Below are 20,597 nucleotides of genomic sequence, written 5' to 3'. Positions count from 1 at the left end.
GTCAGTGAGAATAGGGCGATGGAAGAGTGCGTACGTTGATGTCGCCACGAGCGACCATCGAAGAGGTGGCCGCGGCAGCCGGTGTCTCCCGGTCGACCGTGTCGCGGGTCGTGAACGGGTCGACGGCGGTGAGCCCGGAGGCGCTCGCCGCGGTGCGCGCCGCGATCGACGAGCTGAACTACGTGCCCAACCGCGCGGCGCGCTCCCTCGCCTCGCGGCAGACGCACGCGATCGCCCTGATCGTGCCGGAAGACACGAACCGCTTCTTCGGCGACCCGTTCTTCGCCGCGATCGTCGCCGGCATCACGGGTGCCCTCGGCGGATCCGACTACCTGCTCAACCTGCTCATCGCGAGTGACGACCCGGGCGACAAGATGACCGGCTTCGTGCGCAACGGCGGCGTCGACGGCGCACTGATCGTCTCGCATCACACCAGCGATGCGTTCATCGACCGGGTCGCGGACGCCGTGCCTGTCGTCTACGGCGGTCGGCCCGTGCGCCGGCTCGAGGGCGACTACGTCGTCGACGTCGACAACGTCGCGGGTGCCCGCACCGCGACCCGTCGACTGATCGACATCGGACGCACGCGGATCGCGACGATCTCGGGCCCGCTGACCATGGTCTCCTCCGGCGACCGCATCCAGGGTTTCCGGGCCGCCCTCGCCGAGGCCGGGCTGACGCCGTTCGCCGAGGAGCAGGGCGACTACAGCGAGGCCAGCGGAGCCGATGCCGCACGGCGCATCCTCGAAACAGGTCGACCGGACGCCATCTTCGTCGCCAGCGACCTGATGGCGCGTGGCGCGCTGACGGTGCTGCGCGCCGCCGGTGTGCGCGTACCCGAGGACATCGCCCTGGTCGGGTTCGACGACTCGTCCGTCGCGATCACGACCGATCCGCAGCTCACGACGATGCGTCAGCCGATGTACGCGCAGGGCGAGACCATGGCCCGCGTGCTGCTGTCCCGTCTCGCCGGGCAGGATCCGCCGCAGACGACGATCCTGCCGACCGAGCTCGTGGTCCGCGCCTCGGCCTGAGGCCGGTCTTCGGTCATCCGGTGAGACACGGGCGCGCCCCTGACGCCCCCTCCTGGCCAGGGACGCACCCGTGCGTTTGTGTTGCACGACGTCGTGATCGGCGGCGAATCGCCCCCCGAAGGATGGATGCCGCGGCGTGGCGCCTCGGATCTCCGAAGTCGTGCTCGGCTGAGCGAGCCAGCCGAAGATCGAATCCATTCATAGGTTGAACGGACATTCAGTGATTAATCTATACGGCAGGGGGAGCATTCGGGAAAAACAGGCCGGCTGAACTCAGGAGGTGGATGCCGCGTGGCACGCTCCGACGAGCAGAACCGGCTGGCCCGAGAACGCGCCAGGGAGGCCATCCTGGAGGCCGCCATCGAGGTCTTCAGCGAACGAGGTGTCGCGGGCGCGAGCATCGCCGCGATCACGACGCGGGCGGGGGTCGCCCAGGGCCTCGTGAACTACCACTTCGGCGGCAAGGAGCAGCTCGTCGCCGCCGTCATCGACCGATGGTTCGAGACGGTGCTCGGCTTCGCCCGCGTGGAGGGCACCCCGGACGAGATGCTCGCCGCCGTGATCGACGGGGCCCTCACGGCCACCGCCTACGCGATCCCCCTGCAGCGGGCGGTGCTGGCGATGCAGCAGCAGCCGGCCACGCATCGACTGTTCGCCGAATCGGAGGCTCGGCACGAAGTGCGCGCCACCGCGGCGGAGGATGCCGTGCGGCAGCTGTTCCGCGCGCGCGGCGCCGAGGATCCGGCCCTCGAAGAGGTCATGCTCCGCAGCACCCTCGAGGGCGTCTTCGTGAAGTTCGCGGTGTTCGGCGACACCTATCCGCTCGAGGAGGCCCGGCGCTGGGTGCACCGCCGCTACGGGCTGCCCGAGCCGACGACGCCCATCGCTCAGCCGGTTCCGCTTCGCGACGGCGAACCACGCCCGCGTGCGACTGCGGCTCTGCGGGCGGAGCCGCAGGGGTGATCGCATGACGTCGATCGACCTGAACTCGGACCTCGGTGAGAACGTCGCCGACCGGATCGTCAGCGATGACGCGAGCATGCTCCGCCTCGTCACGAGCGCGAACGTGTCGTGCGGGTTCCATGCCGGCAGCCCGGAGGGCATCCGACATACGCTCGCCGCCGCCGTGGAGGGCGGCGTCGTGATCGGAGCGCATCCCGGCTATCGCGACTACGAGAACTTCGGTCGCACCCGCCTCGACCTCGACTCGGCCACGCTCCAGGCGCACGTCGAGTACCAGCTCGGAGCTCTCATGGGGCTCGCCGCCGCGGTGGGCGGGACGGTCTCCTACGTCAAACCGCATGGCGCGCTCTACAACGCCATCGCCCGCGACGAGAGGCAGTCGAAGGACGTGGTGGCGGCGATCCGCGCGATCGCCCCGAGCCTGGTGCTGCTGGGACTCTCCGGGGGTGTCGTGCTCGATGTCGCCGAGCGGGCCGGGCTCGCCGTCGCCGCCGAGGCCTTCGCCGATCGGGCCTATCAGCCCGACGGGCAGCTCGTGTCGCGCACCGAGGCGGGTGCCGTGCTGCACGACCCGGCCGCGGTGGCGGAGCGGATGGTTCGCCTCGCCGCCGACGGTGTGATCCGGGCGATCGACGGCACGGACGTGCCCGTGGTGGCGCATTCGATCTGCGTGCACGGCGACAGCCCCGGCTCGGTGGCGATGGCCGCCGAGACCAAGCGGATGCTGCAGGACGCGGGCATCACGATCGCACCGTTCGCGGGCTCCCGATGAGGCGACCGGCGCGGGTCGGCTGATGCGCATCCTCACGGCATCCGATCGCGCTCTGCTCGTCGAGGCGGCCGACCTCGACGAGGCGATGCGCCTGAACCTCGCGTGGGAAGGGCTGCCCGGCGTCGTCGAGCGCGTCCCCGGAGCTCGCACGGTGCTCGTGCGGTTCGACCCGCTGCGCGTTTCGGCCACCGAGCTCGCGCACACGCTGGCGGCGACCGAGGTCGACGCCACGCGCCCGCCCAGCACCGGGGAGGTCACGATCCCCGTGCAGTACGACGGCGAAGACCTCGACGAAGCGGCATCCGCGCTCGGCGTCTCGGTGGAGGAGCTCGTGAACCGGCATCTCGCCGCGGACTGGCGAGTCGCGTTCTCGGGGTTCGCTCCCGGATTCGGATACGTGGTGAGCAGTGATCCGCTCTTCGACGTGCCGCGCCACTCGTCTCCGCGCACCCGTGTGCCCGCCGGATCGGTCGCGCTCGCCGGACCGTTCACCGGTGTCTATCCACGAGAGAGCCCCGGTGGCTGGCAGCTGATCGGCCGCACGGATGCCGTGATGTGGGACATCGACCGCGATCCGCCGGCTCTGCTGTCTCCGGGAACCCTGGTGCGGTTCGAACGGGTGCGGGACGCGGCTCGACTGGGCGCGGCTCACGTGGGCCGAAACGGAGACGGTCCGGCCCGCGCCCGGCGCGTCGCGGAACAACACGCCCCAGCGGACGCGGATGCTCCGGGTTTCGGCACGGCATCCGCGGTCGAGGTCGTCCGGCCCTCGCTGCAGCTGCTGGTGCAGGATGCTGGGCGCCCGGGCTTCGCGGCACTCGGGGTGTCGGCATCCGGGGCCGCCGACCGGCGCGCGATGCGGGATGCGAACCGCGCCGTGGGGAACGCCGCCGCGGCCGCGGTGCTCGAGAGCGTCGGGGGAGCGGTGCTCCGGTTCCACGGGGCGGGTGTCGCGGTCGTCACGGGTGCGATCGGCGCGCTCGCCCTGACCGGAGCCGAGGGCATCGCCCGCCCGATTCTCCACGGTGAGCCCTTCGCCACGTTCGACGGCGACGAGCTCACCCTCGGGTATCCGGACCGCGGTCTGCGCTACGTCATCGGGGTCCGCGGCGGAGTCGATGCGGCGCCCGCGCTGGGCAGCCGTGCGACCGACACCCTCGCAGGACTCGGCCCGGAACCGCTCTCGGCCGGAGTCGTGCTCCCGATCGGTGATGCCGCGTCGCACCCCGTCGAGCCTGGCGCCGTGCCGCGCGACCTCCCGGTCTCCGGTGACCTCGTCGAGCTCGAGATCACGCTCGGGCCTCGTGACGACTGGTTCACGGCGGAGGCACTCCAGGTGCTCACGACCCAGGAGTGGACGGTCACGCCGCGCTCCGACCGCGTCGGCATCCGTCTTCGGGGCGAGGTGGCGCTGGAGCGTTCCGTCGGCGGCGAGCTGCCCAGCGAGGGAGCGGTCGACGGCGCGATCCAGGTGCCGCCCGACGGGCAGCCGGTGCTCTTCCTCCCCGACCACCCGCTCACCGGCGGGTACCCGATCATCGGCGCCCTCACCGACCGCAGTCTCGACCTCGCGGGTCAACTGCCGCCGGGTGTGCGCCTTCGATTCGTCCTGCAGCCGCGCTCGGCCGGCTGAGTGCCGCCGCCGATCGGTTCACAACTCCGCAGAAACTGTGTCGATCCGGAGTGGTACGGCCGTACGGAGGTGTTCGGGCCGGGTTTCTGAGGAGTTGTGAACGCGATGCGCGTCCCGCTAGGCGGGGTCGCCGCCGAGCGGACCGACCGCCTCGAGCGGCTTCGGGTCGTCGGCGCCGGTCTTGCGCAGACGGGCGATCAGGTTGCCCAGGTGGTAGATGAGGATCGCCGCGACCGTGGCGATGACGATGCCGCCGAGTTCGAAGCCGGATCCCTCGTCCTTGATCATGAACCCGCCGACGGCCATGATCAGGGCGACGGCTGCCGTGTACTGGTTGACCGGGCGCGAGAAGTCGACGCGGTTGTCGACCCAGATCTTGATGCCGATGACGCCGATGAGGCCGTACAGCGCCGTGGTCACGCCGCCGAGCACTCCGGCGGGCACCGAGTTGATGACCTCGCCGAACTTGGGCGAGAGGCTGAGCAGGATCGCGGCGATGCCGGCGACCCAGTAGGCGGCGGTGGAGTACACGCGGGTGGAGGCCATCACGCCGATGTTCTCGCCGTAGGTCGTGGTGCCTGAACCGCCGAAGAAGCCGGCGAGGGTGGTCGAGACGCCGTCGGCGATCAGCGCCTTGCCGGTCTGCTGGTTCACGCTCGCGTCGCCGGTCATGGTCGCGACGCCGCGCACGTGTCCGACGTTCTCGGCGATCAGCACGAGCACGACCGGGAGGAACATGGCGAGGGCGGTGAGGGTGCCGGGCTCGGTGAAGTTCGGGAAGGTGAAGGTGGGGAGGCCGACCCAGTCGGCCTTCTCCACGGCCGAGAAGTCGAGCTCGCCGCGGAACGCCGCGAAGATGTAGCCCGCGATGACGCCGAGGAAGATCGAGATGCGGCCGAGGAACCCGCGGAACACGACGGCGAAGAGGATCGTGATGGCGAGCGTGAACGTCGCGGTCACGGGGGCCTTGGCGTAGTTGTCGTGCGCGGCGCCGGCGAGGTTGAACCCGATGAGGGCGACGATCGTCCCCGCGAGCACCGGCGGCAGGAAGCGGTCGACCCACTTGACGCCGACCGTGTGCACCACGACGCCGATGATCGCGAGCAGCACGCCGACGGCGACGATGCCGGCCAGGGCGGTGCCCATGTTCGCGGAGGCGGTGGCCGCCGTGACCGGCGCGATGAACGCGAACGACGAGCCCAGGTAGCTGGGCAGCTTGTTGCGCGTGACCAGCAGGAACAGGATCGTGCCGACGCCGCTGAACAGCAGGGTCGTCGCGACGGGGAAGCCGGTGATGATCGGCACGAGGAACGTCGCGCCGAACATCGCGACGACGTGCTGGAGTCCGATCGCGATCGTCGCAGGCCAGTTCAGGCGCTCGTCGGGACGGACGACGGCGCCGGGCTCGACCGTGCGGCCGTTTCCGTGCAGCTTCCACAGGGCCATGCGGGCTCCTCAAGGTTCGGGGGATGGCTGGAGTGCCGGAGCAACACTATCGATTCCTGAGTTTTCCCTGAGCGCTTCTACCATGGTAGACGCAGAGGTAGAATGGTAGACATGAGCCTCAACATCAAGAACGAGACCACGCATGAGCTCGTGCGTCGGCTCGCGGCGTTGACCGGTCAGAGTCAGACGAGTGCCGTCGAGGATGCGGTGCGGCGCCGTCTCGCCGAGTTGGAGCAGGAGCAGACGGCCGACGAAGAGGGGCGTCGTCGCCGCATCCGTGCGGTGATCCGCCGGGCGCAGCAGCTTCCCTCCACCGGGCGCACGACCGAGGAGATCATGGATGAGCTCTACGACGAGACGGGGATGCCGCGATGATCGTCGACTCCTCGGCGTTGGTCGCGGTGCTGATGGCTGAGCCGGAAGCCGAAGAGATGAGCGACCTGTTGGAGTCGCGGCCCTTCGCCTTGTCCGCGGCCACGCTCACGGAGTGCACGATCGTCCTCCGCAGCAGGGGCGGCGAAGCGAAGGCGCTTGCGCTCGACGAGCTTCTGGAGGTGACGCGATCGGAGGTCGTTCCCGTCGATGAGGTGCAGGCGCGCCTGGCGAGCAGGGCATACGCCCGCTACGGCCGAGGGTCAGGGAGCCGCGCTCGCCTCAACTACGGCGACTGCTTCTCCTATGCGCTCGCGATTACCCGCGACGAGCCGCTGCTCTTCAAGGGAGACGACTTCGTCCACACAGACGTGCGACTCGTCGAACCGGTCTGACGGGTCAGGCGCCGAGGCGGTCGATCAGCTCGCGGTAGCGGTCGGCGGTGCGCTCGACGACATCGGCGGGAAGCGCCGGCGGCTCGCCCTGCTTGTCCCAGTTCGCGGCCATCCAGTCGCGCACGATCTGCTTGTCGAAGCTCGCCATGCGTGCGCTCGGGGTGCTGCCGGTGCGCCAGGCCTCGGCGTCCCAGTAGCGCGAGGAGTCGCTCGTGAGCACCTCGTCGGCCAGGCGCAGGGTGCCGTCGGCATCCGTCCCGAACTCGAACTTGGTGTCGGCGAGGATCAGGCCCTTCGCCTCGGCGATCTCGGCGGCACGGGCGTAGATCGCGAGCGAGGTGTCGCGCAGCTCGGCCGCGCGCTCCGCTCCGACCAGTTCGACGGTGCGCTCGAACGTGATGTTCTCGTCGTGCTCGCCCATCGGTGCCTTGTAGGCCGGGGTGAACAGGGGCTCCGGCAGCCGGTCGCCGTTCTGCAGGCCGGCGGGCAGCGGGATGCCGCACACGGTGCCGCTCTCCTGGTACTCGGCCCAGCCGGAACCGGTGATGTAGCCGCGCACGACGCACTCGATCGGCAGCATCTCCAGCGACTGCGCGAGCATGGCGCGGTCGGCGACTTCCTCGGGCAGCTCGCCCTCGGCGATGTGGTTGGGGAAGTCGGAGAGCTGAGCGAACCACCAGCGGCTCAGTCGCGTCAGCAGAGCGCCCTTGTCGGTGATGCCGGGGGAGAGTACGAAGTCGAAGGCGCTCACGCGGTCGGAGGCCACGACGAGGATGCGCGTGTCCGCCGGATCCTCGGAGGCGTACAGGTCGCGGACCTTGCCCGAGTAGATGTGCCGCCAGCCGGGGATGCTCTGTGCCGTGCCTTCTGAAGGAGTGCTCACCCGCCCATTATCCCGGTTCCGTCCGACCGCGACCGCAGCTCGCGGCCGCACTCGGCTGATCCGCCCCGGCCACCGGTCTTGTCGCTGTCGGCGGTCCGGCGTATAGTCCACATGGACTATTTGAGCGCGACACCCGGGGAGGGGCCATGCAACGACTGACCCCGATGGGGGCGATGATCCTCTCCCTGCTGCGCGAGGGCGACATGCACCCCTACGAGATGGTGCGACTGATGCGGGTGCGCCGCGACGATCGGCTGCTGACCCTCACGAACGGCACGCTTTATCACACGGTCGGCCGGCTCCAGCGGGCGGGACTCATCGACGAGGTCGGCAGTGACCGCGAGGGGAATCGCCCCGAGCGCACGACGTACTCGCTGACCGACGCCGGTCGAGACATCCTCATCGGCTGGCTGCGACGCGAGCTGTCGACGATAGATCGTCCCGCCGAGTTCCGGATCGCGCTCGCCGAGGCCCACAACCTCGAACGCGGCGATGTGCTCCAGAGCCTGCGCTCGCGTCGCGCCGCTCTCGACGAAGAGCACATCGCGTATCGCGATGGACTGATCGACGCGAGACGCGATGGCGTGCCCGAGCAGGTGCTCGTGGAATACGAACGGCAGGAGGCGCTGCTCGAGGCCGAGTTGCGCTGGCTCGATGCCCTGATCGCCCGCCTCGAAGCCGAAGACCTGCCGTGGGGACCCGCGGCATTCCCGAACTCAGAACGCTACCGCGCTCAGCGAAAGGCTGCACAGCAATGACAGACACTCCCCGCGACGGAGACCGCCCGCCGGTGTCCGTGCCCTCCACCTCCGGTCCCTCGACCGGAACCTACTCCGTGGGGCACAAGCCCACCAGCCCCTGGCCCGCCCTCTGGGCACTGGTCATCGGCTTCTTCATGATCCTCGTCGACACCACGATCGTGTCTGTCGCGAACCCGGCGATCAAGGCGGCGCTCGATCCGAACACGAACAACCTCGACAACGTCGTGTGGGTCACGAGCGCGTACCTGCTCGCCTACGCCGTGCCGCTGCTGATCACCGGACGTCTCGGCGATCGCTTCGGGCCGAAGAACATCTACCTGATCGGCCTCGCGATCTTCACGCTCGCCTCGCTGTGGTGCGGACTGTCGAACTCGCTCGAGGGCCTGATCGTCGCGCGTGCCGTGCAGGGGCTGGGCGCGGCGTTCATGACGCCGCAGACCATGGCCGTGATCACGCGCACCTTCCCCCCGGAGCGCCGCGGTGCCGCCATGGGCCTCTGGGGTGCGACGGCCGGTGTCGCGACGCTCGTCGGTCCGCTCGTCGGCGGCCTGCTCGTCGACGGTTTCGGCTGGGAGTGGATCTTCTTCGTGAACATCCCGGTCGGCATCGTCGCGTTCGTGCTCGCCTGGCGTCTGGTCCCGAAGCTCGCCACCCACCCGCACCGCTTCGACATCGTGGGTGTCGTGTTGAGCGCCGTGGCGCTCTTCCTCATCGTCTTCGGCCTCCAGGAGGGCGAGAAGTTCGACTGGGGTGTGATCTGGGGTCCCATCTCGGTGTGGGGTCTGATCATCGTCGGACTCATCGTTCTCGGGCTGTTCATCCTGCAGCAGGCCAAGACACGCAGCGAACCGCTGGTACCGCTCGAGCTGTTCCGCGACCGCAACTTCTCGGGAGCGAACGTCGCCATCGCCGCTGTCGGCTTCACGGTGACGAGCATGTCGCTGCCGATGATGTTCTTCCTGCAGACCGCGCGCGGGCTCACCCCCACGGAGGCGGCGCTGCTGCTGATCCCGATGGCGGTGCTCTCGGGTGCGCTCGCTCCGGCGGCGGGCAAGCTGCTCGACCGGGTGGATCCGCGCATCATCCTCATCCCGGGTCTGCTCTGCGTCGCCGGCGCGCTGATCTGGTATTCGGCCCTGATCAACATGGACACCCCGATCTGGATGTTCCTGCTCCCGTCGGCACTGATGGGCATCGGCAACGCGGGTATGTGGGGGCCGCTCGCGACCACCGCGACGCGCAAACTCCCGCCGCGACAGGCGGGTGCCGGTGCCGGCATCTACAACACCACCCGGACGATCGGGTCGGTCATCGGCTCGGCATCCATCGCTGCGTTCATGCAGTCCCGCCTCGAGGCGAACCTGCCCGGTCTCGCCGATGCACCGGCCGGCATCTCGACCGGGGGAACGCTGCCGCCGCAGGTGGCCGACGGGTTCGCCGCGGGCATGTCGCAGGCGATCCTGCTGCCGGCGTGCGTCATGGTGATCGCGCTCGTCGCCTCGCTGTTCCTCGGTCGCTACGACAAGGCGGATGCCGCGGCTCCCGCGGCCGCGCGTCCCGAGTAGTCGAGTTCGGGAGGGTGCCGTGTCCGTCGGTTTGCGGATACGGTGCCTTTCTGGTGTCATCGGGCGATGACGATCGCTCTCGTTCGACCGACCATCGACCTCTTCGACTCCTGGGCCGCTGCTGTGGCCGAGTTCGACGGCGGACACATCGACGGAGGCGGTTACGAGCAGGGGATCGTGCCCGACCGGGCGGCGTGCGAGGCGTTCGTCGCGAAGGCCGAGCTGTACGCCACCCCGGGTGCAGTGCTTCCTGCGGGGCTCGTGCCGTGCGACTTCTTCTGGATCACCGAGGGCGACCGCGTCGTGGGGTTCATCGCGTTCCGTCGTGAGCTCAACGACTGGCTGCGTCGATTCGGCGGCCACATCGGCTACGCGACCGTTCCCTCCCGGCGCCGGGAGGGAATCGTGCGCGAGGCCCTCCGGCTCGTGCTCCGCTTCGCGAAGTCCGACGGATATGACCGCGTGATGCTCACCTGTGACGACGACAACGTCGGCTCCATCCGCACGATCGAGGGCGCCGGTGGAGAGCTCGAAGACGTGGTCGATGCTTCGGAGCCGGGACAGCCGCGCGTGCGGCGGTACTGGATCGAGCTGTCGCCGTCCTGAGCGCGGATCAGCCCTTCCTCACGGTTCGAGCAGACCGGTCGAGGCGGGGGTACGCCGAGGCGGCGGCTAAGGTGGATCCTCGGCGATCGTCCGGTCGCATCATCCGATCCCGAGGAGCACACGTCGTGATCCGAAATCCCTCCGCCGTGACCGGCCGTCTGCGTCGATCCGCGCGCCGCCTCGGCGCGGCAGCGCTCGTCGCCTTCGTCGCCGTCGGAGCCCTCCTGGCCGGAGCCGCCCCCGCCACCGCCGCGGACGACGGTGAGAAGTACGTCATCGGAACCGACACGACGTTCGCGCCGTTCGAGTTCACGAACGCGGACGGCGACCTCGTCGGCATCGACATGGACCTGCTCCGTGCGATCGCGAAAGACCAGGGCTTCGAGGTCGAGATCCGCCAGCTCGGATTCGACGCCGCCGTGCAGGCGCTGCAGTCGAACCAGGTCGACGCCGTCATGGCCGGCATGTCGATCACCGAGGCGCGCCAGGAGACGTTCGACTTCAGCGAGCCGTACTTCACCAGCGGCATCCAGCTCGGCGTACTCGAGGCGAGTGACATCCAGTCGCTCGACGACCTCGACGGCAAGGCCGTCGCCGTCAAGACCGGTACGCAGGGTCAGACCTTCGCCGACGAGAACAAGGACGAGTACGGCTTCACGGTCACCCCGTACCAGGACACGACCGACATGGTGGATGCCGTGAAGGCCGGCCAGGCGGTCGGCTACTTCGAGGACTTCCCGGTGCTGGCCTACGGCATCCAGCAGGGGTCCGGCTTCCGTCTGATCGGCAAGCCCGAGCTGGGCGGCGAGTACGGCTTCGCGGTCAACAAGGGCGAGAACCCCGAACTGATCGAGATGTTCAACGCGGGACTCGCGAACCTCCAGTCCTCGGGCGAGTACGACGAGATCGTCGACACCTACCTCTCCGGTGGTGAGGAGTCCGCGCAGCCGACGGACATCATCTCGGTGGCCGTCGAATATTGGCCCGCGCTCATGCAGGGGCTCTGGCTCACCATCCTCGCGACTCTCGTCGCGGTCGTGGCCGCCTTCATCCTCGGCATCATCTTCGGCTTCGGACGTCTCGCGAAGTTCGCTCCCCTGCGGTGGATCTCCACCGCGTACGTCTACGTCTTCCGTGGCACCCCGATCCTCATCCAGGCGTTCTTCGTGTTCTTCGCGATCCCGCAGCTGATCCCCGACCTGAAGTTCGATCCCTTCGTCGCCGGTGCGATCACGCTCTCGCTCAACACGGGCGCATACATGACCGAGATCATCCGCGGCGGCATCCAGGCGGTCGATCCCGGTCAGAACGAGGCCTCGCGTTCGTTGGGGCTCAGTCACTGGAAGACGATGCAGAAGGTCGTGCTCCCGCAGGCGTTCCGCATCATGATCCCGTCGTTCGTGAACCAGGGCATCATCACCCTCAAGGACACGTCGCTGATCAGCGTCATCGGCCTCGCGGAGCTGACGTTCGTGTCCCGCCAGATCATCGCGTCGACGTACCTGTCAGCGCAGGTGCTGACGATCGTCGCCATCATCTACTTCATCGTGATCACGCTGCTGACGTTGCTCGCGAACCGCCTGGAGAGGACGTTCAACGCATGAGCAAGATCGTGGTGCAGGACCTGCACAAGTCGTTCGGCGACAACGAGGTGCTCAAGGGCATCAACCTGGCGGTGGAAGACGGCGAGGTCGTCGCCGTCATCGGCCCGTCGGGTTCGGGCAAGTCCACCCTGCTGCGCTGCCTCAACAAGCTCGAGGAGCCGACCTCGGGACACGTCATCATCGACGGCGTCGACCTGACAGACAAGAGCGTGAAGCTCGATGAGGTGCGTCAGCGCATCGGCATGGTGTTCCAGCACTTCAACCTGTTCCCCCACATGACCGTGCTCGAGAACATCACCCTCGCGCCGGTCGAGTGCGGCAAGATGACGAAGGCTCAGGCGCGTGAGCGGGCGCTGGCTCTTCTGGAGCGGGTCGGCCTGTCGGAGAAGGCCGACGCGAAGCCGGCATCCCTCTCCGGTGGACAGAAGCAGCGCGTGGCGATCGCCCGCGCGCTCGCGATGGACCCCGAGATCATGCTGTTCGACGAGGCGACGAGCGCGCTCGACCCCGAGATGGTCGGTGAGGTGCTCCAGGTGATCCGCGACCTGGCCTCGGGCGGCATGACCATGGTGCTGGTGACGCACGAGATGGGCTTCGCCCGCGAGGTCTCCGGCCGCACGGTCTTCATGGACGGCGGCGTCGTGGTCGAAGAGGCCGCGCCCGCCGAGTTGTTCGGCGCCCCGAAGAACGAGCGACTGAAGGACTTCCTCTCGAAGGTGCTCTGACCTGCGCACGCTCGCCCTCGCGCTGTCGCCCTCGCGCTCTCGCCCTCGCGCTGTCGCCGAGTGCACGGGTTTGTGCCGAGTGCACGGATAGTTCACGTGAACAGGCCGTGCGCTCGCGGATAAGCCGTACACTCGGCGCAGGCGCAGGCGCAGGCGCAGGCGCAGGGAGCGGGGGCTAGTCCGCGACGCGGGCGGCGATGTCGGTGCGGTAGTGCGAACCGTCGAGACGGATACGGGCGATGGCCTCGTACGCACGGTCGCGCGCGGTGCGGAAGTCGGAGGCCACGGCCACCACGTTCAGCACTCGGCCGCCCGTCGCGATCAGCGATCCGCCGGGAGCATCCGGGCTCGCGGTCGCGGCGTGCACGAGGCGGACGCCCTCGACGGCCGCGGCATCCGCGAGGCCCTCGATCGGGCGTCCGGTCTGCGGTGCCTCGGGGTAGCCTTCGCTCGCCAGCACGACCGTGATCGCCACGTCGTCGCTGAACTCGGGCTCCGGCTGGTCCTCGAGGGTGCCGGATGCCGCGGCGAACAGCAGCTGCGACAGGGGAGTGACCAGTCGGGGCAGCACGATCTGCGTCTCGGGGTCGCCGAAGCGCGCATTGAACTCGATCACGCGCACACCCGCCGGGGTCAGGATGAGACCCGCGTAGAGAAGCCCGATGAAGGGCGTGCCCTCCGTGTCGAGCTGCCGCACCACGGGAAGGGCCACGTCGCGCGTGACCTCTTCGACGAAGGCCTGCTCGCTGCCGAACTGCTCGGCGAGCCACGGCAGCGGGGAGTACGCACCCATGCCGCCCGTGTTGGGTCCGGCGTCGCCGTCGAGTGCGCGCTTGAAGTCCTGCGCGGGGCTGAGCGCACGCACGGTGTCGCCGTCGCTCAGGAAGAACAGGGAGACCTCGGGGCCGGAGAGGAACTCCTCGATGAGCACCGGGCCTGCGGGGAGGTACTGCTGGGCGTGGGCGAGAGCCTCGGCGCGGTCGGACGTGACGATGACGCCCTTGCCGGCCGCGAGGCCGTCGGCCTTGACCACGTACGGAGCGCCGAGATCGTCGAATGCGGCCTCGACCTCGGTGGTGCTGGCGGCACGGACAGCGCGTCCGGTGGGCACTCCGGCAGCATCCATCACCCGCTTCGCGAACGACTTCGAGCCCTCGAGCTGGGCCGCAGCCTTGCCCGGTCCGAACACCGGGATCCCACGGACGCGCAGGGCGTCGGCGACTCCGGCGACGAGCGGGGCCTCCGGCCCGACGACGACCAGGTCGATCGCGTGCTCGTGGGCGAACGCGGTGACCGCTCCGCCGTCGAGAGGATCGACCGAGACGGGGGTCGCATCCTGCGCGATGCCGGCGTTGCCGGGAGCGACGAAGATCTCGTGCTCCGTCTGCTCGGCCCGCAGGGCGAGGATGATCGCGTGCTCACGGGCACCGGAACCGAGGACGAGAATCTTCACCCGTCCAGACTACCGAGGCTCGCGCGTCGGGTTTCGGTGTCACAGGTAGAACCCGGCTCCTCAGATGGCTCAGACCTCGACGGTCCGTTCGACAGAGGAGTCCCAGGGCACCGTCCAGCCGGTGGCGTCGAAGAGGGCGTCGAGCACCATCGCGGTGAAACCCCACACGATCGTCCCGTCGACGTCGAACGCCGGTCCGCGGAACGTGCGGCCCATTCGCGTGAGCGTCGAGGTGAATCGGGACGCAGGGTCGAGCAGCTGCGCGACGGGCACCCGGAACACCTCGACCGTCTCGGCATGGTCGACGGCCACGACCCTCGACGGCGACTGCCACCAGGCGAGCACCGGCGTGACGAGGTGATTGCTCGCAGCGAGGGGGATCACGGGCAGCGTGGCGAGGATCTCGACTCCGTCCGGATCGAGCCCGGTCTCCTCTTCGGCTTCACGCAGCGCGGTGGCGACCAGATCGGCGTCATCGGGCTCCACGCGGCCGCCGGGGAACGAGACCTGTCCGGGGTGGGAGGAAAGGGTGGGCGCCCGCCGCTGCAGCAGCACGTCGAGGTCGCGCGCGACGGCGGCGTCGGCCGTCGGCGCGGGCACACGGTCCAACACCCCGAACAGGATGAGCACTGCGGCGTCGTGCGCGTTGTGCGGGTCGGCGAGCGGCGGGATCCGCACGCCCCACGAGTGGTCGGCGACGGCGGCGAGCAGCTCGGCGCGGGCGCCCTGCGGATGCATGCTCATGCGTCCGAGCTTAGAACGCGTCCGGTGCCCGTGGCCCGCGTGTCCTGGCGCCGCGGAGCGTGCGCGAGCGATGCCGCCGAGCGGCGTGGTTCACGCCATCGTGAGCGACAGCGACGAAGCGGGGGCGGGTGGGGTCCGCGTCGCTGACGCGGACGCGCGCCGGAGGTAGGCTCGCGGGATGAGGCGATGGCGGGGACTCGCGCTGGGCGCGGTGCTGATGGCGGTGCTCACCGGGTGTTCCGCGACGCCCGAGGTCGACCCCGACGCCGTGCAGGACTGGATGGCGACGCAGGACTCCCGTGAGGTCGCCGGGTCTCTCGCGACGCTCGCCGGGTTGGCGTCCCCGCTCTCGGACGTCGTCGGCGAAGGCGGGGTCACGGCAGCGTTCGATGAGCCGACGGCGATCGTCTCGGTGCTGTTCGCGTGCTTCGGCCCCGAGACGATGAGTGCCGACATCGCGCTGAGCGGATCGGATGACGGCCGCTCCGTGACGTCGCAGACGATCCGCACCGACGATCTGCTCTGCGGCGGCGAGCCGCAGCGGATCGATATGGGCATGGACGCCGCGACCGAGGTCACGGCCAACGGGCTGGGTCGGGACGCGGTCGGCGCCTGGTCGGTCGTCGTCGTGGGGGAGAGCTGAGCGATGGCCAGGAAGATCGACATCATCGACGGACGTTCAGCACTGGATGCTGTTCGCGACGCGGATGCCGCCGGCGCGAAGCCGCAGCGGACCGACCTCGCCACCGCCGTGCGCTACCTCCTGCAGCTGCTCGACGAGAAGGCGCCGGGCAACAGCGTCGAGGTCCGAGTACCTCCGTTCGGCGCGGTGCAGGTGATCCAGGGCCCCCGCCACACGCGCGGCACACCGCCGAACGTCGTCGAGATGGATGCCGCGACCTGGATCGCCGTGGCCACCGGTGCCGAGGCGTGGGCGGATGCCGCAGCCGGCGGTCGCATCCATGCCTCCGGCACGCGCGCGGATCTCAGCGACGTGCTTCCGGTGCGTCCGTAGCGCGATGGCACGCAGAGGCGTCGCCGGCCATCCCCGCACCCGGAGGGGTACGGGTCATGCCCGGTCGTGGAGGGTGATCCGGTAGCCGTCGGGGTCGGAGAAGGTGAAGGTGCGACCGAAGGGGCCGTCGATCGGGTCGGCCACGATGGTGTGGCCGTCGGCGACGAGTCGATCGTGGATGGCTTGGACGTCGGTGGCGTGCAACCAGATCGCGGCGCCGATTCCCGGATGCGCGACGTCAGTCAGGTCGGTACCAGGCGCGATGTCCCGGAGCGCGAACGCGATCGGCGTCGTCTGGAACACGACGGCGTGCGGTGGGCCCGCGGGCGAGCGGACGAGTCCGAGGTAGTTCTCATAGAACGCCTGCGAGGCGGCGAGGTCGCGTGCCTGGAGGGAGAGGAAATCGGGGCCGGTGACGGGCATGAGGAGAGTCCTTCGTTTCATGTCAGTTTTCTGACATGAGTAAGCGTATGTCAGACTACTGACATGAGTCAAGATCGCGCCGGCATCGAGCTCGACACGTCGCTGGGCTACTTGCTGAAGGAGGCGTCCAGCGCTCTCCGCACCTCGATGGAGGAGGTGCTGCGCCCGCTCGGCATGACCATCACGCACTACTCCTGCCTCGAGCTGCTCTCCCAGCGCCCCGGCCTCTCGAACTCCGAGCTCGCGCGCGGCGCGTTCGTCACCCGCCAGTCGATGAACGTGCTGCTCCAGGCCCTCGAGCGGGACGGCTTCGTGACCAGGCCCGCCGAGCCGCCGGTCGGGAAGGCCCTCCCCGCCCGCCTCACCGACCGTGGCCGGCAGAGTCTCGCGAAGGCGACCGCGGCCGTTCGCTCGGTCGAAGTCCGGATGCTGTCGGGCATGACCGAGGCCGAGCAGGCGGGCGCGCGGAAGATCCTGCGGGGCATGATCCGCTCCCTGCGCGACGAGGAGTAGTCCGGCGCGCGTGGCCGGGACGCGACTCAGCGCCTCGCGACCACCAGCGGAACGCCGGTGGTCGGATGCGGGAACACGTCGACCGCCTGGCCGTAGACCTGCTCGATCCGCTCGGCGGTGAGCACCTCGGCCGCCGGGCCCGTCGCCGCGACCCGGCCGTCGGAGAGCAGCGTGACGCGGTCGGCGTGGGCGAGTGCGGCATTGAGGTCGTGCAGGACGATCGCCACGGCGATGCCGGCATCCGCCCGCCCACGGATCAGCCGCATGACGTCTTCATGATGCTTGAGGTCGAGGGCGGCGGTCGGCTCGTCGAGCAACAGGATGCCGGTGCTCTGAGCGATCACCCGGGCGAGAGCGACGCGGGCGCGCTCGCCGCCGGAGAGCGAGGGCACCGCGCGGGCCTTGAGCGCCGTCACCTCGGTCTGCGCCATGGCCGCAGCCACCAGCTCGTCGTCGTCGTCCGCGGCCGGCGTGCGCGCCCACGGCGTTCGACCCATGCGCACCACCTGCTCGGCGCTGAAGGGGAAGGTGACCGCGTTCTCCTGCAGCAGCACGGCGCGTTCGCGGGCGAGCAGGCGCGGCTTGATCTGCTCGATGGGCTGATCGTCGATCTCGACCGTTCCCGCCTGCGCGGTGACGTCACCCGCAAGAACCCCGAACAGGGTGGACTTGCCCGCCCCGTTGGGGCCGACCAGGGCGTGGATCTCGCCGCGGTGGATCTCGATGGAGGCGTCGTCCAGGATCGTCCGCCCCTCGCCGACACGCACCGTCAGCCCCGAGCCGCGGAGCCGCGCGGTCATGCCCATCCTCCCGAGCGACGGCGTGTGCGCACGAGCAGCCACAGGAAGAACGGGCCGCCCACGAGCGAGGTGATCATGCCGATCGGCAGGTCGGCGAGCGGCACGGCGGTGCGAGCGACGAGGTCGGCGACGGCGATGAGCAGTGCGCCGCCGAGGGCCGAGACGATCACGAGCGGCAGGTGGGCGGGGCCGATCAGCATGCGCATCAGGTGCGGTACGACGAGCCCGGCGAAGCCGATGATCCCGGCGAAGGCGACGGCCGCGCACACCAACAGGGCGACCGTCACGATGACCACGATCCGCAGCAGCTCGACGTTGACACCGAGGTGACGCGCGGTGCGCTCGCCGAGGGCGAAGAGATCGAGGCTGGGTGCCACGATCAGCGCGACGACAACGCCGATCAGCACGAGTGGGGCCACCAGCTGGATGTTCGGCCACAGGGCGCCGTTCAGCGAACCCAGCTGCCAGAACACGATCTGCTCGCGGGTCGAGGTGGTGCCGAGGAAGGTGAAGAACGCCATGCCGGCGCCCGCGATGGCGTTGATCGCGATGCCGGTGAGCAGCAGCGTCACGACCTCGGTCCGGCCGCCGGAGCGACTGATGAAGTACACCGAGAACACGGCGATCAGTCCGCCGAGGAACGCGAAGGCGGGCGTGGTCCACATGCCGAACGTCGCGAGTCCGAACGTGATGCTCGCCGCCGCTCCGAGCGCCGCGCCCGAGGAGACACCGACGACACCGGCATCCGCGAGCGGGTTGCCGAAGATCGCCTGCATGAGCACGCCCGAGACGGCCAGTGCGGCGCCGACGAGGAGCCCGAGCACGATGCGCGGCATCCGCAGGTTGAAGATCACGCCGTAGTCGGTGGATGCCGAGGGGGCCCAAGCGGTGTCGATGCCGATGCCGCGCAGCAGCACGCCGACCAGCGAGGTGGGGGACAGGTCGTACTGCCCGCTCGTGATCGAGACGACGCAGGTGATCGCGAGTGCGACGATCAGGCCGACCGTCACCAGGGCGAACCGGAGTCTCCGGTGCGTGGTCGGCGTCGGAGTGACGACCTCGCCGGTCACTTCGTGGGCTCGGGGGCGTACAGGGCGCGGGCCAGGGCGCCGATCACATCGGCGGTGCGCGGGCCGAAGCTGAGGATCTCGCTGTCGGCCATGTCGATCACGCGCCGGTTCGCTCCGGCCGGCGTCTCGGCGACGGCCGGGATCCGCTCGATCAAGCCGTCGATGCCGCCGACCGACTCGAGTCCGTCAGTCATCATCACCAGCACGTCGGGCTGCGCCGCCACGAGGGCCTCCGCGGTCATCGGCTTCATGCCCTCCCAGCCGATCTCGGCCGCGACATCGACCCCGCCGACCGCGTCGATCAGGGAGTCGGCGCCGGAGTCCTCGCCGAAGATGTAGTACACGTTCGCGCTGCCGCGCACGTAGAGGAAGAGCATGCGGGCGCGATCGGCCTCGTCGGCGGGCACGACCTCGGCGATCTCGGCGAGCGTCTCGTCGACCGAGGCGTCGAGCCGCGCGATGAGCGCCTCGCCCCGGCTGGGCACCCCGAGGGCTGTGGCGATCTCGGTGACCAGCTCGTCGGTGGTGTCCAGTCGCCGATCGCTGGAGATCACCACGACCGCGATGCCCGCGTCGCGCAGCTGTTGACGGACCTCCTTCGGACCGATCGTGGTGTCGGTGAGGACGACCGTCGGCGCGAGCTCGAGGATCGCCTCGGCGTTGAGCGTGTGTCCGGTCTTGGTGACGACCGGGAGGTCTTCCGTTCCGGCGAAGACGGTGGATGCGTCGCGGCCGACGACCTGATCGCCGAGTCCGAGGGCGAACACGGTCGACGCGATCGTGCCCGAGATGTCGATCGGGAGGATGCGGTCGACGTCGGTGATCTCGATCTCGCGGCCCTCGCTGTCGGTCACCGTGACCGGGAGCTTCGGCGCGGTGTCGTCGTCGACGGCCTCGATCGCGCGGCTGGAGAGGCACGCGGTGGAAGGGCCCTCATATCCGCGCACGTCGTCGATCACGTCGAGCGAGGAGAGCGGGACGGATGCCTGCGGGCAGGTGTCTTCGGCGGTGGCGGGTGGTGCGGCGGTCGCTCCGGGCTCGGCGCACGCGGTGAGACCCATGGCGAGAGCGGCGACGAGGAAGACGGCAAAGACGCGACGCATTAGGCAAGGCTATCCTAAAACTTGACGCGCGCTGATTCACACCTCTACGCTCAGGAACGGCGGCTTGCTTAGCCAAGCCTAACCAACATTCGATCCTTCGTCCCGACTGCATTGCGGCACCGCCGGCGCGCGCTCTTCTGCGTGCCCGGAGCCGTGGAGAACCGTGAACGCCACAGCCACCGCATCCTCAGGGAGCACCCGCATACGCGTGCTGCTCGCCGCTTTCGTCTCCTTCCTCCTCGTCGCGGCCGGTGCGGTGATCGTCCCGCCCGCGCATGCTGCCGGCGCCACGGTCACGGCGACGGTCGCCTCCGCGGCCACGTCCGGCGTGAGCGTGCAAGTGCAGGCGAGCGGCCTGCCCGAGGTCGAAGGCGCCTACGCGGCCCTCATCGTCAAGGGCACGGAATCCGGCCTCAGCGGCGCTGGCGGATACGCGGCGTTCGTGATGCCGACCGTCGCCGGAGGGGCGAGCACGTTCACGCTCGACGCTCCTGCCGGCTCGCTCGATCGGACGAAGTCCTACGAGGTGCTCGTGTGGCAGAAGCACTCGAACCCGAACGAGACGACGATCTACGGCCGCGGGGACGTCGCGATCTCCGCGGGGCAGTGGGACGCCGTGTTCGGTCCCGTGCCCACCGACCCCGGTACGGATCCGGGCACCGACCCGGGGACGGGCCCCGGCACCGATCCCGGTACCGACCCGGGCACCGATCCCGG

At 69.6% G+C, this 20,597-nt stretch carries 22 protein-coding genes and 1 pseudogene; 15 read left to right on the top strand and 8 right to left on the bottom strand.

Going from position 1 to position 20,597, the window contains the following annotated elements; all coding sequences use genetic code 11:
• The first annotated feature begins 38 nt into the window (after positions 1–38).
• The 4 genes from GZ67_RS0105910 to GZ67_RS0105895 all read left to right on the top strand — a co-directional run bounded on the left by GZ67_RS0105910 (position 39) and on the right by GZ67_RS0105895 (position 4,402).
• Positions 39–1,034 (top strand): LacI family DNA-binding transcriptional regulator, encoded by a 996-nt coding sequence (locus GZ67_RS0105910; protein WP_029263072.1) that lies wholly within the window; start codon positions 39–41, stop codon positions 1,032–1,034.
• 291 nt (positions 1,035–1,325) lie between these two features.
• Positions 1,326–1,997, top strand: coding sequence for a TetR/AcrR family transcriptional regulator (locus tag GZ67_RS0105905; protein WP_029263073.1), 672 nt, complete (start codon positions 1,326–1,328; stop codon positions 1,995–1,997).
• Between the two features lie 4 nt (positions 1,998–2,001).
• Positions 2,002–2,769: a LamB/YcsF family protein gene (locus GZ67_RS0105900; protein WP_029263074.1), complete on the top strand. Its 768-nt coding sequence runs from the start codon at positions 2,002–2,004 to the stop codon at positions 2,767–2,769.
• Between the two features lie 22 nt (positions 2,770–2,791).
• Positions 2,792–4,402: an urea amidolyase family protein gene (locus GZ67_RS0105895; RefSeq protein WP_029263075.1), complete on the top strand. Its 1,611-nt coding sequence runs from the start codon at positions 2,792–2,794 to the stop codon at positions 4,400–4,402.
• A gap of 117 nt (positions 4,403–4,519) precedes the next feature.
• Here the strand turns inward: GZ67_RS0105895 and GZ67_RS0105890 are convergent, their stop codons facing one another.
• Positions 4,520–5,848 (bottom strand): uracil-xanthine permease family protein, encoded by a 1,329-nt coding sequence (locus GZ67_RS0105890; protein WP_029263076.1) that lies wholly within the window; start codon positions 5,846–5,848, stop codon positions 4,520–4,522.
• Positions 5,849–5,959: 111 nt separating this feature from the next.
• Between GZ67_RS0105890 and GZ67_RS0105885 the strand changes: the two genes are divergently transcribed.
• Together GZ67_RS0105885 and GZ67_RS0105880 are read left to right on the top strand one after the other, a co-directional pair.
• Positions 5,960–6,223 carry a type II toxin-antitoxin system VapB family antitoxin gene (locus tag GZ67_RS0105885; protein WP_029263077.1) on the top strand — a complete coding sequence of 88 codons (264 nt, stop codon included), beginning with the start codon at positions 5,960–5,962 and terminating at the stop codon, positions 6,221–6,223.
• Positions 6,220–6,615, top strand: a complete 396-nt coding sequence (locus GZ67_RS0105880) for a type II toxin-antitoxin system VapC family toxin (RefSeq protein WP_029263078.1) — start codon at positions 6,220–6,222, stop codon at positions 6,613–6,615. The genes GZ67_RS0105885 and GZ67_RS0105880 overlap by 4 nt, the downstream gene beginning before the upstream one ends.
• A gap of 4 nt (positions 6,616–6,619) precedes the next feature.
• On the opposite strand, the gene GZ67_RS0105875 is transcribed toward GZ67_RS0105880, so the two are convergent.
• The gene (locus tag GZ67_RS0105875; protein ID WP_029263079.1) at positions 6,620–7,498 is read right to left on the bottom strand and encodes a phosphoribosylaminoimidazolesuccinocarboxamide synthase; all 879 of its coding nucleotides are present in this window, start codon (positions 7,496–7,498) and stop codon (positions 6,620–6,622) included.
• Positions 7,499–7,644: 146 nt separating this feature from the next.
• Here GZ67_RS0105875 and GZ67_RS0105870 point away from each other — a divergent pair, with 146 nt between their 5' ends.
• From GZ67_RS0105870 to GZ67_RS0105850, 5 genes are all read left to right on the top strand, one after another.
• Positions 7,645–8,256 (top strand): PadR family transcriptional regulator, encoded by a 612-nt coding sequence (locus tag GZ67_RS0105870; protein ID WP_029263080.1) that lies wholly within the window; start codon positions 7,645–7,647, stop codon positions 8,254–8,256.
• Positions 8,253–9,824, top strand: coding sequence for an MFS transporter (locus tag GZ67_RS0105865; RefSeq protein WP_262002833.1), 1,572 nt, complete (start codon positions 8,253–8,255; stop codon positions 9,822–9,824). Before GZ67_RS0105870 ends, GZ67_RS0105865 begins: the two co-directional genes overlap by 4 nt.
• 66 nt (positions 9,825–9,890) lie before the next feature.
• Positions 9,891–10,430 (top strand): GNAT family N-acetyltransferase, encoded by a 540-nt coding sequence (locus GZ67_RS0105860; RefSeq protein ID WP_029263082.1) that lies wholly within the window; start codon positions 9,891–9,893, stop codon positions 10,428–10,430.
• 125 nt (positions 10,431–10,555) lie between these two features.
• Entirely contained in the window at positions 10,556–12,034 is a 1,479-nt protein-coding gene (locus GZ67_RS0105855; protein WP_029263083.1) for an amino acid ABC transporter substrate-binding protein/permease, read from the top strand.
• The gene (locus GZ67_RS0105850; RefSeq protein ID WP_029263084.1) at positions 12,031–12,759 is read left to right on the top strand and encodes an amino acid ABC transporter ATP-binding protein; all 729 of its coding nucleotides are present in this window, start codon (positions 12,031–12,033) and stop codon (positions 12,757–12,759) included. Before GZ67_RS0105855 ends, GZ67_RS0105850 begins: the two co-directional genes overlap by 4 nt.
• 175 nt (positions 12,760–12,934) lie before the next feature.
• Here the strand turns inward: GZ67_RS0105850 and purD are convergent, their stop codons facing one another.
• Positions 12,935–14,212, bottom strand: a complete 1,278-nt coding sequence (purD, locus tag GZ67_RS0105845; protein ID WP_029263085.1) for a phosphoribosylamine--glycine ligase — start codon at positions 14,210–14,212, stop codon at positions 12,935–12,937.
• A 69-nt stretch (positions 14,213–14,281) separates the two neighbouring features.
• Positions 14,282–14,956: an NUDIX hydrolase gene (locus tag GZ67_RS0105840; protein ID WP_029263086.1), complete on the bottom strand. Its 675-nt coding sequence runs from the start codon at positions 14,954–14,956 to the stop codon at positions 14,282–14,284.
• A 178-nt stretch (positions 14,957–15,134) separates the two neighbouring features.
• On the opposite strand from GZ67_RS0105840, the gene GZ67_RS0105835 reads away from it, so the two are divergent.
• Positions 15,135–15,599 (top strand): hypothetical protein, encoded by a 465-nt coding sequence (locus tag GZ67_RS0105835; RefSeq protein ID WP_029263087.1) that lies wholly within the window; start codon positions 15,135–15,137, stop codon positions 15,597–15,599.
• A 3-nt stretch (positions 15,600–15,602) separates the two neighbouring features.
• Positions 15,603–15,971, top strand: a complete 369-nt coding sequence (locus GZ67_RS0105830) for a sterol carrier family protein (protein ID WP_029263088.1) — start codon at positions 15,603–15,605, stop codon at positions 15,969–15,971.
• A 54-nt stretch (positions 15,972–16,025) separates the two neighbouring features.
• Here the strand turns inward: GZ67_RS0105830 and GZ67_RS0105825 are convergent, their stop codons facing one another.
• A complete protein-coding gene (locus GZ67_RS0105825) occupies positions 16,026–16,394 on the bottom strand; it encodes a VOC family protein (RefSeq protein ID WP_029263089.1) in 369 nt (122 codons plus the stop codon).
• 63 nt (positions 16,395–16,457) lie between these two features.
• Between GZ67_RS0105825 and GZ67_RS0105820 the strand changes: the two genes are divergently transcribed.
• A complete protein-coding gene (locus tag GZ67_RS0105820) occupies positions 16,458–16,907 on the top strand; it encodes a MarR family winged helix-turn-helix transcriptional regulator (protein WP_029263090.1) in 450 nt (149 codons plus the stop codon).
• Positions 16,908–16,933: 26 nt separating this feature from the next.
• On the opposite strand, the gene GZ67_RS0105815 is transcribed toward GZ67_RS0105820, so the two are convergent.
• Genes GZ67_RS0105815 through GZ67_RS0105805 form a run of 3 tightly spaced genes read right to left on the bottom strand, consistent with a single transcriptional unit; the run spans position 16,934 to position 19,880 of the window.
• Entirely contained in the window at positions 16,934–17,707 is a 774-nt protein-coding gene (locus GZ67_RS0105815; protein WP_036303874.1) for a heme ABC transporter ATP-binding protein, read from the bottom strand.
• The gene (locus GZ67_RS0105810; protein WP_029263092.1) at positions 17,704–18,777 is read right to left on the bottom strand and encodes a FecCD family ABC transporter permease; all 1,074 of its coding nucleotides are present in this window, start codon (positions 18,775–18,777) and stop codon (positions 17,704–17,706) included. Before GZ67_RS0105810 ends, GZ67_RS0105815 begins: the two co-directional genes overlap by 4 nt.
• The gene (locus tag GZ67_RS0105805) at positions 18,774–19,880 is read right to left on the bottom strand and encodes a heme/hemin ABC transporter substrate-binding protein (RefSeq protein WP_029263093.1); all 1,107 of its coding nucleotides are present in this window, start codon (positions 19,878–19,880) and stop codon (positions 18,774–18,776) included. The genes GZ67_RS0105810 and GZ67_RS0105805 overlap by 4 nt, the downstream gene beginning before the upstream one ends.
• Before the next feature lie 163 nt (positions 19,881–20,043).
• Here GZ67_RS0105805 and GZ67_RS0105800 point away from each other — a divergent pair.
• A pseudogene (locus tag GZ67_RS0105800) lies at positions 20,044–20,597 on the top strand (hypothetical protein); the annotation flags it as partial.

Origin of the sequence: Microbacterium sp. Cr-K20, assembly GCF_000708325.1 — a bacterium.
Lineage (GTDB): Bacteria > Actinomycetota > Actinomycetes > Actinomycetales > Microbacteriaceae > Microbacterium.
Note: the sequence above shows the minus strand (reverse complement) of the source record. Positions and strands in the feature narration are given on the sequence as shown.